This window comes from Desulfocurvus sp. DL1XJH-121, assembly GCF_054819825.1.
This window is the reverse complement of record NZ_JBTVWW010000003.1, coordinates 215,734-231,002: the sequence shown is the minus strand read 5'-3', so window position 1 is coordinate 231,002 and position 15,269 is coordinate 215,734. Positions and strand designations below refer to the sequence as shown.

The window sequence follows — 15,269 nt, the reverse complement described above, 5'->3', positions numbered from 1 at the left end:
GGACGTTCAGCAACCCCCGCTCGTAACCGCCGGTGGCCTCAAGCACAACCATGGAGACGGCATGCGTTGCCACCAGGCCAGGAAGATGCTTGTATCCCAAAGTGTTGTTGCCCACCCGGACGGCCCCTCCCGCCGCAGTGTCCACAGCCAACCAATCCTTGCCGACATCCACGCCCATAACGGTTGCCTTCGACATGCTCTTGCTCCACCTTGCGGATTCGTGCTTTGATGCACCTGCATGTGTTCGAGCGAAAGCTCGTCGTCCCGGCGACCACGCTCTGGAGCGGGCTTTTCGCCCAAGGGGCCACGGTCTGCCGGGACGGCCGCGGAGAAGGAAAGCCTCCTTCCCCCCGGCCCCTTTGGCAGCTGGTTCAAAAGCGCTCGCTTTTGAACCAGGTGTCTTCCCCAATCCATGCCCTCAACGCAAAACACAAAAAAAGACCCCCGCCCATGGGCGGAGGCCTGGAAAATCATAATCCCGAAGGGGGGCCGTCTAGCCTATTCGTTGGCCGAAAGCTCGTCCCGGTCCACGCCGCAGGACGCGCGGCGCTTCTCCAGATCCATGTCCCAGATGGCCTGGGTGAAGAGCATCAGCCATTCGTAGGGCAGCGACATCTCGTGCTCCCCGTTGGACATGGCGCAATACCCGCCCTGGCGGCGCACCAGATAGGAACTCTTTTGCTTGCTGTCCCCGTCCACGGACACGATGCGGAAAGCCTCCTGGCCGTCGTCCGTGGCGTAGAGCTCCTGCTTGGTGAGCACGCCCGTGTCCTCCTCGAAAAAGGAGGTCTGGGCATACAGGGAGCCCCGGAAGGAGATGTCGACGCCTCCGTCGTTCTCCAGTGTCACGGCCTTCATGGGGCCAAGGGCGTCTCGTTTTTTGTCCTGGCTCATAACCCCCTCCTAGGTCGGCAGTTTGAGCTGTACGGGCCCGGTGACTTTGGAATGCTTTTGATAGGCATCCTCCACCAGGTCGATGAAATATTCCGTCATGGTCTGCTCGTTGAGCGCGGCCAGAATGCGCAGTTTCTTGTGCACGTCCTGAGGCACGCGCAAGGTGAGCTGCTTTTTTTCCTCGTCAGCCATGACGTTCTCCCTGGGCTGTCCTGGCTGGGTTCATGCCCGGCAGGGAACCGGGAACCGGTATGTCGCCGTGTTTGTTAGCCCGACGATCATTTATCATACTTGACATGAATATGTAAATAGACAGCTGAGCCGTATAGTCAGGAAACCGGCCACAGGCAGGCAAGACATGTTTGCATGTCCGGGGGCAATCCTATGCGGGGGGGCTTGCCCTTTTTCCTAGGCATGGGGTATCAGGCCGGAAGCGGGCCCGCGCGCCGCGCGGGCGCAAACGTGCTTTTCGGGCTGTCCGGTAAAGCGCGCCGCGTGGTCCGCCGATGAGGTGATCATGTCCGTATTGCCGAGAATTTTTGCCTTGGTCGCGCTTGCGGGCGCGCTGTTCGCGTCCGCCGCGGCTCCTGCCCAGGAGGTCATGGAAATGGCCCCCCTGGCCCAGTCTTACATCAACGAACTCGCGCATTACACTGTGGGCGACGAGCGCGGCCGCGAGAAACCGCCGTCCGTGAACGAGCCCAAGTTCATCCGCATGGCCGACGCCGGGCTGTACATGGAGCCCCAGGACGTGGTCTTCGTGGAGGAGCTTGCGAACGGGCGGGTCCTCATCTATCCGCGTTCCGTGCTCGTGCATCACGAGGTGGTCAACCTGAATGAATACGGGCCGCGCCGCAGCGTGACCTATTGCCCCCTCACGGGGTCTGTGGTTGGCATCTACGCCGAGGCCGGGCCCCACGAGACCTCCTTCGGCACCATGGACATGCTCATCAACTCCAACCGCGTGCTCTACGACCGGGCCACCAACAGCCAATGCCCCCAGCTCCTGCCCACCTGCATCAAGGGGCCGCTGAAGAACGTGCCCCTGTCGCGTTTCCCGCTGCTGTGGACCGACTGGCGGCACGCCCAGTCCCGCTATCCCAACGCCCTGGTGCTGTCCAAGGACACGGGGCACCGCAGCACCTACAACCGCGACGCCCTGGGGTCCTACGCCAGGGACGACACCTACTACCAGGTGGGCGGCTCCTATTTCCCCCTGTCCCATGTGGACACCGAGGTGCATCCCAAGACCAGGGTCCTGGGGATGACGCGCGGCGAGTCCGCCGCGGCCGTCCTGGAGGACGAGGTGAAGCGGTACGGGGTGGTCAACGGCGAGGTGGGTCTGGAGCGGATTGTGGCCTTGTACGACAAGGACCTGGGCACGGTGCGCGTGTACCGCGCCCGGGCCGACGGCAAGGAGCTGCGCTTCGAGCTGGCCGGGGGCGAGATCGTGGACCTGGAGACCCGCTCCCGCTGGAACGTCATGGGCCGGGCCGTGTCGGGCCGTTTGCGCGGCATGAAGCTGCCCCGCGCCGTGGCCGTGCCCTGCATGTGGTTCGCGTGGAAGGCGTTCCATCCCTACACCAGGCTTCTGGGGCATCAGTCCAAAGACATTCTTTCCGGCCTTTAGCCATGAGAACGAGCGGTATGCCCTGCCAGCCATACAGGGCCGTGGTCTTTGATTTCGACGGGACCTTGGCCGAACTGACCATTGATTTCCAGCACATGAAACGCGAACTTCTGGCCGAGGCCCGGCGCGCGGACTCCACGGTCCCGCCGCCCGGGAACATGCCCGCCCTGGAGTGGATGGACCGCGAGGAGCGGCGGCTGGCCCGGCGCGACCCGGACGCGGCGCGGGATTTCGCCCTGCGCCTGGGCGCGGTGGTCCGCCGCGTGGAGACCGAGGCCGCCGCCCGGGGGCGGCTGTTCCCTTTTGCCCGGCCGCTTTTGGCCTCCCTGGCTGAGGCCGGGGTGCGCACGGCCATCATCACCCGCAACTGCTCCGAGGCCGTGGGCGCGGTGTTCCCGGACGCGGCCCGGGCCGCGGGCGTGGTCCTCAGCCGGGACGACGTGGGCCGGGTCAAGCCCGACCCCGAGCACCTGATGCGCGCCCTGGACGTGCTCGGCGTGGCCCCGGAACAGGCCCTGATGGTGGGCGACCACGTCATGGACATCGAAACGGGCCGCCGCGCTGGGGCCGATGCGGCGGGCGTGCTCACGGGCAGCTCCTCGCGCGACGAGTTCCTGGCCGCCGGGGCCTGCCGGGTGGCGGACGACGCCCAGGCCCTGCTGCGGGACGTGTTCGGCGCCCCGGCCGTCTGAGTGTTGCCTTTGCCTTGCCTCGCGGCTACATTGGGAGATCGGTTTTGCGGACATCCCAACAAGGAGCGGCAGCACAATGACCAAGCGGGCCCTGATCACGGGCGTCACCGGGCAGGACGGCGCGTATCTTTCCGAACTGCTGCTGGAAAAAGGCTATGAGGTGCACGGCATCAAACGCCGCTCCTCGCTGTTCAACACCCACCGCCTGGACCATCTGTATCAGGATCCCCACGAGACCGGCCGCCGCTTCATCTTGCACTACGGCGACATGACCGACGCCACCAACCTGATCCGCATCATACAGTCCGTGCAGCCCGACGAGATATACAACCTCGCGGCCCAGAGCCATGTGGCCGTGTCCTTCGAAACCCCGGAATACACGGCGGACACCGTGGCCCTGGGCGCCCTGCGCGTGCTGGAGGCCATCCGCATCCTGGGCCTGGAGAAGAAGACCAGGTTCTACCAGGCCTCCACCTCGGAGCTCTACGGCCTGGTCCGCGAGACGCCCCAGACCGAGACCACGCCCTTCTATCCCCGGTCCCCCTACGCGGCGGCCAAGCTCTACGCCTACTGGATATGCGTGAACTACCGCGAGGCCTACGGCATGTATGCCTGCAACGGGATCCTCTTCAACCACGAATCCCCCATGCGCGGCGAGACCTTCGTGACCCGCAAGATCACCCGCGCCCTGGCCCGCATCAGCCTGGGGCTGCAGGACTGCCTGTACCTGGGCAACATGGAGGCCAAGCGCGACTGGGGCCACGCCCGCGACTACGTGCAGATGATGTGGCTGATGCTGCAGCGCGACGAGCCCGAGGATTTCGTCATCGCCACCGGTCGGCAGCACAGCGTGCGCGAGTTCGTGGACTGCGCGGCCAAGGTCCTGGAGATGAAGCTCGCCTGGGAGGGCGAGGGCAAGGACATGCAGGCCGTGGACCAGGCCACGGGCAAGGCCGTGGTGCGCGTGGATCCGCGTTATTTCCGGCCCACCGAGGTGGACACGCTGCTCGGCGACGCGGCCAAGGCCCGCGACTTGCTGGGCTGGGAGCCGCGCATCAGCTTCGAGCAGATGGTGGAGGAGATGGTGCTTTCGGACCTGGCCGACGCCCGCAGGGACGAGTTGTGCCAGCAGGAGGGCTTCCCCATCTTCAACCACAACGCGGAGCACTGAGCCCGCCTTTTTCGCGCATGTCCCGTTGTCGAGGCCCCGCTCCAGGCGGGGCCTTCGTTTTTCAGCGCCCGGCCGGGCGCAGCTCCGCCAGGAGGACGGCCCCCAGGAAGCGCCGCCCCGCCGGGGCCCAGGAGACGCCGGAGCGGTCCAGCAGCCCGGGCAGCCCGCCCTGGGCCAGGAAATCCCTGAACAGGCCGTGGTGCGCATGCCCGGCCATGCGCTCCACCACGGCGGCCATGGCCAGCCCCAGGCGCGGGCCTCGGCCCCGGGGCGCGGCGTAGTCCGCCACGACCACGGCTCCCCCGGGCGCGGTGACGCGCAGGGCCTCGGCCAGCATGGCCCGGCGCAGGGGTTCTGGTTTCTCGTGCAGGGCGAAGGTCAGCACGCAGAGATCGAAGCTGCCCGGGGCCAGGGACAGGCGGCCCGCATCGCAGCGCAGGTAGGCTATGTCTTCGGATGTGGCGGTTCTGGCGGCCCGGAGCATGGCCGGGGAGATGTCGGCCCCCACGCGCAGGGCGGCCCCGGAAGACAGCGCGTCGAGCTGGGCCCCGGTGCCGCAGCACAGGTCCAGCACGCGGCGCGCGCCCAGGTCCCTGGCCCGTTGGGCCAAATCCCGGCGCAGGCCCGCCAGGAGCGGTCCCACCAGGGGCTCGTAGAGAGCGGCGATGCGGGCGTATTCGTCGTCAGGGGGAGGCATGGCTACTTGCGTAGTGCCACACGCTCCTTTTCCGCGTCAAAGAAGAATTCGCAAGGGCCTTCCTGGGGCTCGTGAAGGATCATCCGGCCCCCGGCGATGCGGATTTCCGTGCCCAGGTGCGCCATGCGGCGCACGCGCACGCGCACGGCCTGGATCTTTTCCAGGGTCTCGCGCCGTTCCTCCAGGGCGGCGGCCAGTTCCGCCAGGCGCGTCTCCACGGCCAGGCGCACCTTGAGCAGCTTGGCGACCTCCGCGCGCTTGGCCTCGGGGGTGCGCGCGAGGATGGCCTGGGGCTGCTCCGTGCCCAGCGCCGCGTCGAGCTTGGATTTCCTCTCGCGCAGGGTCTTGCGTTCGGCCACGATTTCCTGGACTCCGTCCACCTGCAGCCCCGGGTCCACCACGATCAGGGTCCGGACCCCGAATTCCGTGCCCAGTTCGTTGGCCTCGACTCCGCCCGCAGCCCTGACGCTGCCGCCCATGATGATGCCCTTGCCCTTGACGCAGCGCACCACGCCCCCGGCCTGGATGTCGCTGCTGGAAATGTGCTGCGCGGCCTCCACGTTCCCGCCCGCCACGAGCACGGCGTTTTCAGCGAAGGAGCAGGCCACGTCCCCGCCGGCGTTCACGTGCCCCTCGTTGCCCATGACCAGTCCGCCGCCCACGCCCACGTTGCCCCCGGCCTCGATGAATGCGCTTTCCACGGCCCCGCGCACGCACACGTCCCCGGGCGCGGTGACCGTGAAGCCTTCCACCACCGAGCCGTCCACCAGCGCCGAGCCCGTGTCCAGGCGCAGGTTGCCCGTGGCGTAGCTCACGTCCCCGGCCACGCGCACCATATCCAGCACCGCGACACGCTGGCGTTCCCAGGTGATCATGCCGTCGGCCGAGGCCTTGAACTCCTCGCCGTCTTCGGAAATCTCCACGTTGTCCCCGGCGATGACGGCGCAGGGCTTGCCCGTTCGCGGGGCCAGGATCTTGCCGTACAGGTCGCGCCCCGGGCTTCCCGGCTCCGGGGGCAGCAGGCGGCCGATGAGGGTCCCGGCCTTGATGGGCGTGAATATGCTGCGTTCGCGCGGGTCCACGGCGTCCAGGTCGTCCCCCTCCCGGCCGTGCTCGTCCGCCTTGAAGAGCAGCTTGAAGCGGCCCGGGGCCCCGTCCTGCGCGGGCTTGCCCTTGGCCAGCACGGCGCCCTTGACCGGGGTTCCGGCGGCAGCGGCCTTGTCGATGGCCCGCTGGATGCTGTTCTTGGCCATGGTGCGCAGGCCCATGACGTAGAGCTCGCGCCGGAACATGTCCACGGTGGGCTCCTCGCCGTCCATGGTCCGGGGATGCACGTCTCCGGTGGCCAGCATCCTGTCCGGCGTGACCCGTATCAGGGGCTCCACCGTGAGCCGCCCCTCGGCGAGCACGGCCAGGCCGTAGCGGGTGGCCCGGCATTCGCCGCTGGACTCGTTCAGGGCCCAGCCCGCGTCCTGCCCGGGCGTCAGGCTCTCGGGCCTGCGCTGGGATGCGGGGGGCAGGGGCTGGCCCGTGAGCGTGATCCCGGGGGCCGGGTCCACGGGAGGGGCCAAGCGGGCGAAGACTTGGCCGTGGAAGATCGGCAGGCCCGTGTCGCCCACGAATTCCACGTTCGCGTCTTGGGGTTCCCGGGGCGGCGTGCCCCGGGCGGCGACCTTGCCCGTGATGTCCTTGCCCATGCGGGCCAGGAGCAGGAGGGGGTTGCTTTCGGGGATCAGGGAATCGGCGACTCCGGCCGCGCGCAAGGCCTGCGCCAGGTCCTCGGCGCACAAGGGCTCCCCGTCCGGCGGCGGCGCGTAGGCGGCCACCACGGCGGTCATGGCGTCCTCGGAGAGGGCGATGCGCAGGGCGGCTGATGTGGTCCTGGAGGGACGTGGTTCCATGGTCCGACTCCGGTATCCCCCCCGGTCTCGTTCCTTTGGCCAGCGTCAATAAGCCCACGCATCGCCGATTTTCCCCCGGATTGCAAGTGTATTACGCAATTGTGACAGAGAAAAATCTTTTATTTTCAAGGCAGGTCGTGCACCATGTGCGCGGAGGTGTTGCTGCTGCCGTGTCAAAAGGTCTCGTCCTGTTCATTCTGGTCTGTCTTTTTCCGTGTCTCCAGGGTCCAGCCGGGGCGCAGGAACTGACCTTCGAGACGCCGATCCAATGCGACACGCGTCGCGACTGCTTTCTCCAACAGTATTTCGACCACGATCCCGGCCCCGGTTACCGGGACTACGCCTGCGGGGCCCTGAGTTACGACGGGCACAAGGGCACGGACTTCCGCTTGCGGGACCTGCGGCACATGGAGCGGGGGGTGCCCGTGCTGGCCGCTGCCGACGGGGAGGTGCGCGCCGTGCGCGACGGCATGGACGACGTGAGCGTGCGCGCCACCGGTGGCAAGGGCCTGGAGGGCCGTTTCGCGGGCAATTCCGTGGTCCTGGTCCATGCCGGAGGGGTGGAGACCCAGTACAGCCATCTGCAGAAGGGCAGCGTGCGCGTCCGCCCCGGGGACCGGGTGCGCACGGGGCAGGTGCTGGGGCTGGTCGGCCTGTCCGGCCGCACCGAGTTTCCCCACCTGGAATTCGCCGTGCGTGTGGACGGGCGCCCCGTGGATCCCTTCCGGGGCCTTACGGGCGGGCCGGACTGCGGCCCGGGGGACAAGCCCATGTGGAGCCCGGCGGCCCTGGCGGCCTTGCCCTACGAGCCCACGCGCCTCCTGGGGGCCGGGATGGCCGAGCGGCCGCCCACCAAGGATGAACTGGCCAGGGGCGGGTTCGGAGCCGGGACCCTGGCCCCGGACGCGGACGCCCTGGTCTTCTGGGTGCGCATCGCGGGCCTTCGGGCCGGGGACGAGATGGATCTGGAGATCCTGGGGCCCGACGGCGGGGTCCAGACCCGCAGGACCCTGACCCTGGACCGGTCCAAGGCCCAGGTCTTCCGCTACGTGGGCCTCAAGCGCCGCGGGCCCGCGTGGCCCGAGGGCGAGTACACGGGCCGTTTCGTGCTGCGCCGCTCCGGGGACCCGGGCGGGGCCTGCACCGCCACCGCCGTGTGCCGCATTAGCGGCGTCAAGTAATTCAGACATCCTAACCGCCGTTTCAGACACGATTTTCTTTCTTTCAGGCATTTGATATATTATATGCCGTGAACTATTTCTTGCCAGCTGCCATGTCTTGCCCTAGGGTGGGCCCCCTGCGGGGCGGCCCCGGTGGGTGTTTTGTAGGGGTTGGGGCCGGTCTCCCTGCGCGTTCCATACGAGATTCAGGCTAAGGAGAGCACAATGGAGAGCGGCAAGATCGGCTCCCGTATCCGCAGCTATCGCGAATCCAAGGGCATGAGCGTGGAGGACCTGGCCGAAAAGACCGGCCTGGCCGTCGAATTCATCGAATCGGTGGAAAACGGAAAGTCGTCGCCCGCCCTGGGGGTCATGGTCAAGATTTCGCGGGTCCTGGGCGTTCGCCTGGGGACCTTCACCGACGACGAGCTGAGCACCGACCCCCTGATCACCAGGGCCGAGACGCGCAAGCCCGAGACGGAGGTCGGGGCCAGCGGCGAGTTCAACGCCGAGATGACGTACCATCATTTGGGCAAGGGCAAGGCCGACCGCCACATGGAGCCCTTCTTCGTCTGCCTGGAGCCCGAGGGCGAGGATCCGCAGCTTTCGTCCCACGAGGGCGAGGAGTTCGTGGTGGTGCTTTCCGGCGAGGTGGTCCTGCGCTACGGCGCCAAGGTCCACACTCTGGGGCCCGGGGACAGCATGTACTACAACTCCGTGGTGCCCCACCACGTGGGCGCGGGCGGCGATTCCAAGGCCGAAATCTACGCCGTGCTCTACATCCCGTTCTAGTCCGCATGCGGCAGGAGCCCGCTCCGCCACGCGGCGGGGCGGGACCCGGCAGCCCAAGCAGGGGAGATTCATGCGCAGCGAGCGCCCCGCCATAGTCGACACGACCCTGGGCCGAATCCTCGAGGAGACGGCGGCCCGCTATCCGGATCAGGACGCCGTGGTCTACGTGGACCGCGACTTCCGCTATTCCTGGCGCGAGTTCAACGACCTGGTGGACCGCTTCGCCAAGGGGCTCATGGCCCTGGGCGTCCAGCGTGGGGAAAAGGTGGCCGTGTGGTCCACCAACGTGCCCTATTGGGTGGCCCTGCAGTTCGCCACGGCCAAGATCGGGGCCGTGCTGCTCACCGTGAACACCAGCTACAAGATCACGGAGCTTGAATACCTGCTGCGCCAGTCCGAGTGCGAGAACCTGTTCATCATGGGCGGCTACTACGACACGGACTACGTGCTGACCCTCTACGAACTGGTGCCCGAGCTGAAAACCTCCGAGCGCGGCGAGCTGTCCTGCGGGCGTTTTCCGCATCTGCGGCGCGTGGCCTTCCTGGGGCCGCAGAAGCACAGGGGCATGTATTCCGTGCCCGAGATCGTGGCCCTGGCCCAGATGGTCACGGACGAGGAATTCGCCGAGCGGGGGGCCTCCCTCTCCCCCGACGACGTGGTCAACATGCAGTACACCTCGGGCACCACCGGGTTCCCCAAGGGCGTGATGCTGACCCACAAGTCCATCGGCAACAACGGCTTCTGGATCGGCGAGAACCAGGGCTTCGGCCCCGAGGACAGGCTCTGCCTGCCCGTGCCCCTGTTCCATTGCTTCGGCTGCGTGCTCGGGGTGCTGGCCGCCGTGACCCACGGCACGGCCATGGTCATCCTGGAGAAGTTCGACCCCGTGCTGGTCATGAAGAGCGTGGAGTTCGAGCGCTGCACCGCCCTGTACGGGGTGCCCACCATGTTCATCGCCGTGCTGCAGCACGAGTTGTTCGACAGGTTCGATTTCTCCAGCCTGCGCACGGGCATCATGGCCGGGTCGCCCTGCCCGGTGAAGGTCATGCGCCAGGTCATGGAGCGCATGTACATGAAGGACATCACCATCTGCTACGGGCTCACCGAGTCCAGCCCGGTGATGACCCAGACGCGCATGGACGACGTCGTGCGCCGCCGCACCGAGACCGTGGGCCGGGCCATGCCCGAGGTGGAGGTGGCCGTGAAGGGCCCGGAAACCGGGGAGGACTGCCCACCCGGGGTCACGGGCGAGGTCTGCTGCCGGGGCTATCTGGTCATGAAGGGCTACTACAACATGCCCGAGGCCACGGCCAAGGCCATCGACGCCGACGGCTGGCTGCACTCCGGGGACCTGGGGACCCTGGACGAGGACGGCTACCTGGCCATCACCGGGCGGCTCAAGGACATGATCATCCGCGGCGGGGAGAACATCTACCCCCGGGAGATCGAGGAATTTCTCTACCACATGGACGGAATATCCGACGTCCAGGTGGCGGGAGTGCCCAGCACGAAATTCGGCGAGGAGGTCGGCGCCTTCGTGATCCTCAAGGACGACGCGGACCTGAATCCCGAGGACGTGCAGGACTATTGCAGGGGAAAGATTGCCTTCCACAAGATTCCGCGCTACGTGGCTTTTCTGGACGCCTATCCCATGACGGCAAGCGGCAAGATCCAGAAGTACAAGCTGCGGGACATGGCGGCCGAGATGTGGCCCGGCGCGTGAGTGCGCCAGGAGTGAAGACGTGGAACAGGCCTACAAGGAAATAGCTCCCAGGCTGGCGGGGCTGCGCGACGCCCTGGACCTCGACGTGCCCGGCATGGCCGAGCGCCTCGGCGTCGAGGCCGAGACCGTGGCCGCCTACGAGTCCGGGACCATCGAGATTCCCGTGAGCTACCTGTATCATGTGGCCAAGGTCTGCGGCGTGGACCTGACCGTGCTCGTCTCCGGCGGCGAGGCCCATCTGAAGAGTTATTCCCTGGTGCGCGCGGGCGAGGGCCTGTGCGTGGAGCGGCGCAAGGAATACGACTACAAGAGCCTGGCCTACAAGTTCACGGGCCGGCGCATGGAGCCGTTCATGATCAAGGTGCCGCCCAAGGACGCGGGCGCGGCCAAGGCCGTGACCCATCCGGGCCAGGAATTCATCCACATGCTGGGAGGACGGCTGGAGATCACCCTGGACGGGGAGAAGATGGAACTCGTCCCCGGCGACAGCCTGTATTTCAGCTCCCACACTCCTCACGCCCTGCGGGCCCTGGGCGACGAGGACGCGGAATTCATCGACGTCATTATCTAGGGGCCGCGCCGAGTACGGCGCGCGTCCCCGCGATGAAGGCCAAGACGAATCCCGCATCCCCAACGACCAAGAGGACCCGATGCAAAACCATAGACCCGAAACCCTGAAGCGTCCCTCCCGCTCCCTTTGCTCCTCGCTTTGCGGCGTGTTCTCCCTCTGCGCCCCCATCGCCGTTCCCGACGCCCGGGACGCGGCCCTGGCCATCGCCATTATCTAGGGGCTTCGCCGCGCCCGGCGAAGGCCCCCTCCCGATGACGGCTGAGAAATTTTCCGTGTAGAACCCCTAGGTCGAGACGAGGACCCCATGCACAGCAAGCGATCTTTGGACCGTGGCCTGTACCGTGCAACCTTCACCGCTCCCACGCGTGGCGCGCGCATCGCCGCGCCCTTCGCCCCGTCCGCCGCCCTCGTCGCCGCGGCATGCGGCATCGTCATTATCTAGGGGCCCCGCCGCGCCCGGCGGGAGCCCCCTCCCGGATATCGACGATGACGACGCATCCGTGAACCAAAAGACCAAGACGAGGAATATCATGCAGAAATTCAAACCCACCGACCACGAGACCTTCGGGCAGCTGTACAAACCCGAATTCGACGAGAATTTCAATTTCGCCTTCGACGTGCTGGACAAGACGGCCGCCGAAACCCCGGAGCGCACGGCCATCGTGCACGTGGCCCCGGACGGCTACCGCCGCGAATACACCTTCGCCTGGCTGGCCGGGGCCTCGGCGCGCCTGGCCAACGCCCTGGCCGCCCAGGGCGTGGAGCGCGGGGACAGGGTGATGCTCATCCTATACCGCCGCGTGGACTTCTGGGTCTCCATGCTGGCCCTGCACCGCCTGGGCGCGGTGGCCGTGCCCTCGCCGAACCTGTTGACCGTCAAGGACATCGTCTACCGCGTGAAGACCGGCAACATCAGCGCGGTGATCTGCGAGGACTCCGTGGCCGCCACCGTGGACGCGGCCCGGCCCCAGAGCCCGACCCTGAAGCTCTTGGTGCAGGCCGGGCCGGGCATGCTGTTCGCAGGCTGGAAGCACCTGCACCGCATCTGCTCGGGCATGGCCGAGACCTTCCCCCGGCCCGCTGACTGCCCGGGCGGCCACGATCCGCTGTTGATCTTCTTCTCCTCGGGCACCACGGGCCAGCCCAAGATGGTCATGCACAACCACCTCTATCCCATGGGCCACTACGTCACGGGCGCCTACTGGCACGACCTGGAGCCCGGGGACGTGCACCTGACCGTGGCCGACACGGGCTGGGGCAAGGCCGTGTGGGGCAAGATGTACGGCCAGTGGATGGCCGGGGCCGCGGTGTTCGTCTACGACTTCCGGGGCAAGTTCGTGCCCGCCGACCTATTGGGTGTCATGGCCCGCGAGGGCGTGACCTCGTTCTGCGCGCCGCCCACGGTGTACCGCTTCCTGATCCGCGAGGACCTCTCGCGTTTCGACCTCTCCAGGCTACGCCACTGCACCACCGCGGGCGAGCTATTGAACGCCAGCGTGTTCGAGGCCTGGAAGGAGGCCACGGGCCTACCCATCTACGAGGGCTACGGCCAGACCGAGACAACCCTGCAGATCGCCACCTTCCCGTTCATGGAGCCCAAGCCCGGATCCATCGGCAAGCCTGTGCCGGGCTGGGACGTGCGGCTATTGGACGAGACCGGCCGCGAGGTGGTCACGGGCGAAGAGGGCGAGATCTGCATCCGCCTGAACGGAAACTCGCCGGTGCTCGGGCTGTTCAGCGAATACCTGGACGAGCCCGAGAAGACCGCGTCGGTGAAGACCAAGGACTTCTACCACACCGGGGACAAGGCCTGGATGGACGAGGACGGGTATTTCTGGTTCCTGGGGCGGGTGGACGATCTGATCAAGAGCTCGGGCTACCGCATCGGGCCCTTCGAGGTGGAGAGCGCGCTGTTGTCCCACGACGCGGTGGTGGAATCCGCGGTCACCGGGCTGCCCGACGAGGTGCGCGGCCAGGCCGTGAAGGCCACGGTGGTCCTGGCTCCGGGCTTCGTCCCCGGGCCGGAGCTGACCAGGGAGCTACAGGATCACGTGAAGAGGGTCACGGCCCCCTACAAGTACCCCCGGGTCGTCGAATACGTGGACGAGTTGCCCAAGACCATCTCCGGCAAGATCAAGCGTGCGGAGATCCGCGACCGGGACGTGCGGGCTTTAAAATCCTAACCTCTGGCATCGTTAATCTTTGGCCCGCGGCGCGCCTTTTGCGGCGCGCCGCCTTGCCATTTGAGGGAGATTGAGAGATAATCATGAAAATTTCTTAAAGGGCGGGATTCCTTCCGGCGCGGGGAAACTCAAGGCATGAGCGAGGAAAATATTTTTCTCCAGGTCCTCAAACGTAATGAGGACATCTATCGAAAGTTCTTCGAGATCGAGACGGAAATTCTGACCATTCTCGATTTCGGGGCCCTGTTCGAGCGCCTGGTCTCCCTGATCAAATCCAAATTCAATGTGGACCATGCCTGGATCGCCCTGCTGCGGGACGGCGACCTGGCGTCTTTGCTGGACAAATTGGACGCCTCGGGAGAGGTAAGCGACTATCTGACCCTGGTGGACAGAGCCGACGCGGCGGGGGCCTTGCAGGAATGCACTGGCCCCCTTCTTATGAACAGCGGCCTGGAGAGGCTGGGCTTCCTGATGCCCGAGGGCCTCGACCCCGCTCCCCGGTCCATGGCCCTGGCCCCCCTGACCCTGGACGGCCGCCTGGTGGGCTGTCTGGTGCAGGCGGACGCCAGCTCCGTGCGCTTCACCCCGGACATGGACTCCACCCTGCTTTCCCAGCTGGCCGTGAAGGTCTCCCTGTGCCTGTCCAACGTCACGGCCCACGAGCGCCTGGCCCGCATCGCCTCCTGCGACTCTCTCACTGGGCTGGCCAACCGCCGGGTCATGGAGGAGCGCCTGCACGAGGAATTCCTGCGCGCCGTGCGCTACGGCACGCCCCTGTCCGTGGCCTTCGTGGACATGGACGACTTCAAGGCCGTCAACGACTCCCTGGGCCACGAGGCCGGTGACGCGCTGCTGGCCTACTTCGCCGGCCGCCTGAAGAAGATGGCCCGCAAGATCGACATCTGCGCCCGGTTCGCCGGGGACGAGTTCGTGGTCATCCTGCCCAACACGGACCTGGAGCAGGCCCAGGTCTTCATGCAGCGGGTGGAGCGGTTCTTCACCGTGTCCCCGGTGCCGGGCATCGACCGCCACGTCTGCTTCTCCTACGGCGTGGCCTGCACCGCGGACCAGGAAGCCACCTCGCCCGAGGCCCTGCTCAAGGCCGCGGACACGAAGCTCTACGAGTGCAAGGCCTGCAAGAATTCCCTTTCCTCCAAGGCCGCCGGGGCCTGAATCCCCTCTCTCCACGGGGCTTTCCCATTGCCGCGCCTTGGGGTAGGGTGGCATTGTCACCTGTACCGCCAGGGCGGCCTTTGCCGCCGGGAGAAACCATGAAGCAAGCTCTGTTTCGAGGCGTGATGATCGGCGGCGCGCTGGGCATCATGGCCACCTATGTCCTGGGCTGGAATCCGCCCCGGGCCTTCGCCCTGGGGGTCGCCGCGGGGTTCTTCGCCGGGCTGACCCGCTATCTCATCGACAGGCGCAAACGAGGGGAGCGCTAGGGCATGGCCGAGGTCCCTCCGGAGGAGAAGCTTCCCAGGCTGTTCTTCGCGCTTTTCGCCGTGGGCATATGCTGCCTGGTGTTCCTGTCCCTGTTTTCCGAGTTCATGCCCCCGTACAGGCGGCTTTACCACGCCGTGAGCCTGGACAACGTGCTGCATTTCCTGGCCTTCGCCATGCTTTCCGGAGTCGCGCCCCTGGCCTTCCGCTCCCGCTCCAAGGCCTTCGGCTCCCTGTTCGTGCTCTTTCTGCTGGGCTTCACCCTGGAGTTCTGGCAGCTCTACCTGCCCAACCGCCGCTGCGAACTGTTCGACGCCCTGGCCAACGCCATGGGCATCTGCGTGGGCGGGTTCATGGGCTTCTGGGTGCGTTCCCGCCTGCGCTATTAGCGCGCCGCCCCTCAAGGCCCGGCCGG

Annotated in this window: 17 protein-coding genes and 1 pseudogene; 13 read left to right on the top strand and 5 right to left on the bottom strand. The window is 66.7% G+C overall.

All coding sequences use genetic code 11. The features are described from left to right. The 3 genes and pseudogenes from ACYYG1_RS03920 to ACYYG1_RS03910 all read right to left on the bottom strand — a co-directional run. Window positions 1-196 (bottom strand): annotated as a pseudogene (locus tag ACYYG1_RS03920) (hypothetical protein); the annotation flags it as partial. Between the two features lie 302 nt (window positions 197-498). Continuing rightward, entirely contained in the window at window positions 499-894 is a 396-nt protein-coding gene (locus ACYYG1_RS03915; RefSeq protein ID WP_461208970.1) for a hypothetical protein, read from the bottom strand. 9 nt (window positions 895-903) lie between these two features. Continuing rightward, window positions 904-1,086: a toxin-antitoxin system HicB family antitoxin gene (locus ACYYG1_RS03910; protein ID WP_461208969.1), complete on the bottom strand. Its 183-nt coding sequence runs from the start codon at window positions 1,084-1,086 to the stop codon at window positions 904-906. A gap of 409 nt (window positions 1,087-1,495) precedes the next feature. Between ACYYG1_RS03910 and ACYYG1_RS03905 the strand changes: the two genes are divergently transcribed. The 3 genes from ACYYG1_RS03905 (at window position 1,496) to gmd (ending at window position 4,387) form a co-directional block, all read left to right on the top strand. Continuing rightward, window positions 1,496-2,524, top strand: a complete 1,029-nt coding sequence (locus ACYYG1_RS03905) for a DUF3179 domain-containing protein (protein ID WP_461208968.1) — start codon at window positions 1,496-1,498, stop codon at window positions 2,522-2,524. A 17-nt stretch (window positions 2,525-2,541) separates the two neighbouring features. Further along, window positions 2,542-3,216 carry an HAD family hydrolase gene (locus ACYYG1_RS03900; protein ID WP_461208967.1) on the top strand — a complete coding sequence of 225 codons (675 nt, stop codon included), beginning with the start codon at window positions 2,542-2,544 and terminating at the stop codon, window positions 3,214-3,216. Window positions 3,217-3,292: 76 nt separating this feature from the next. Beyond that, entirely contained in the window at window positions 3,293-4,387 is a 1,095-nt protein-coding gene (gmd, locus tag ACYYG1_RS03895) for a GDP-mannose 4,6-dehydratase (protein WP_461208966.1), read from the top strand. 61 nt (window positions 4,388-4,448) lie between these two features. Here the strand turns inward: gmd and ACYYG1_RS03890 are convergent, their stop codons facing one another. Both ACYYG1_RS03890 and ACYYG1_RS03885 read right to left on the bottom strand, forming a co-directional pair. Next, on the bottom strand, window positions 4,449-5,084 hold the full coding sequence (locus tag ACYYG1_RS03890) for a class I SAM-dependent methyltransferase (RefSeq protein WP_461208965.1): 636 nt from the start codon (window positions 5,082-5,084) through the stop codon (window positions 4,449-4,451). Between the two features lie 2 nt (window positions 5,085-5,086). Further along, window positions 5,087-6,985, bottom strand: coding sequence for a FapA family protein (locus ACYYG1_RS03885; protein WP_461208964.1), 1,899 nt, complete (start codon window positions 6,983-6,985; stop codon window positions 5,087-5,089). Between the two features lie 170 nt (window positions 6,986-7,155). Here ACYYG1_RS03885 and ACYYG1_RS03880 point away from each other — a divergent pair, with 170 nt between their 5' ends. From ACYYG1_RS03880 to ACYYG1_RS03835, 10 genes are all read left to right on the top strand, one after another. Beyond that, on the top strand, window positions 7,156-8,166 hold the full coding sequence (locus ACYYG1_RS03880) for a M23 family metallopeptidase (protein ID WP_461208963.1): 1,011 nt from the start codon (window positions 7,156-7,158) through the stop codon (window positions 8,164-8,166). Window positions 8,167-8,370: 204 nt separating this feature from the next. Beyond that, on the top strand, window positions 8,371-8,937 hold the full coding sequence (locus ACYYG1_RS03875; RefSeq protein WP_461208962.1) for a helix-turn-helix domain-containing protein: 567 nt from the start codon (window positions 8,371-8,373) through the stop codon (window positions 8,935-8,937). A 70-nt stretch (window positions 8,938-9,007) separates the two neighbouring features. Beyond that, window positions 9,008-10,660, top strand: a complete 1,653-nt coding sequence (locus tag ACYYG1_RS03870) for an AMP-binding protein (RefSeq protein WP_461208961.1) — start codon at window positions 9,008-9,010, stop codon at window positions 10,658-10,660. Window positions 10,661-10,679: 19 nt separating this feature from the next. Continuing rightward, on the top strand, window positions 10,680-11,231 hold the full coding sequence (locus ACYYG1_RS03865) for a helix-turn-helix domain-containing protein (protein ID WP_461208960.1): 552 nt from the start codon (window positions 10,680-10,682) through the stop codon (window positions 11,229-11,231). Window positions 11,232-11,310: 79 nt separating this feature from the next. Beyond that, window positions 11,311-11,448, top strand: a complete 138-nt coding sequence (locus ACYYG1_RS03860; RefSeq protein WP_461208959.1) for a hypothetical protein — start codon at window positions 11,311-11,313, stop codon at window positions 11,446-11,448. 87 nt (window positions 11,449-11,535) lie between these two features. Continuing rightward, window positions 11,536-11,673 (top strand): hypothetical protein, encoded by a 138-nt coding sequence (locus ACYYG1_RS03855; RefSeq protein ID WP_461208958.1) that lies wholly within the window; start codon window positions 11,536-11,538, stop codon window positions 11,671-11,673. A gap of 88 nt (window positions 11,674-11,761) precedes the next feature. Continuing rightward, on the top strand, window positions 11,762-13,414 hold the full coding sequence (locus ACYYG1_RS03850; RefSeq protein ID WP_461208957.1) for an AMP-binding protein: 1,653 nt from the start codon (window positions 11,762-11,764) through the stop codon (window positions 13,412-13,414). 135 nt (window positions 13,415-13,549) lie between these two features. After that, the gene (locus tag ACYYG1_RS03845) at window positions 13,550-14,587 is read left to right on the top strand and encodes a diguanylate cyclase (protein WP_461208956.1); all 1,038 of its coding nucleotides are present in this window, start codon (window positions 13,550-13,552) and stop codon (window positions 14,585-14,587) included. Window positions 14,588-14,685: 98 nt separating this feature from the next. Continuing rightward, a complete protein-coding gene (locus tag ACYYG1_RS03840) occupies window positions 14,686-14,856 on the top strand; it encodes a hypothetical protein (RefSeq protein WP_461208955.1) in 171 nt (56 codons plus the stop codon). Between the two features lie 3 nt (window positions 14,857-14,859). Further along, entirely contained in the window at window positions 14,860-15,243 is a 384-nt protein-coding gene (locus ACYYG1_RS03835; RefSeq protein ID WP_461208954.1) for a VanZ family protein, read from the top strand. Window positions 15,244-15,269 lie beyond the last annotated feature (26 nt).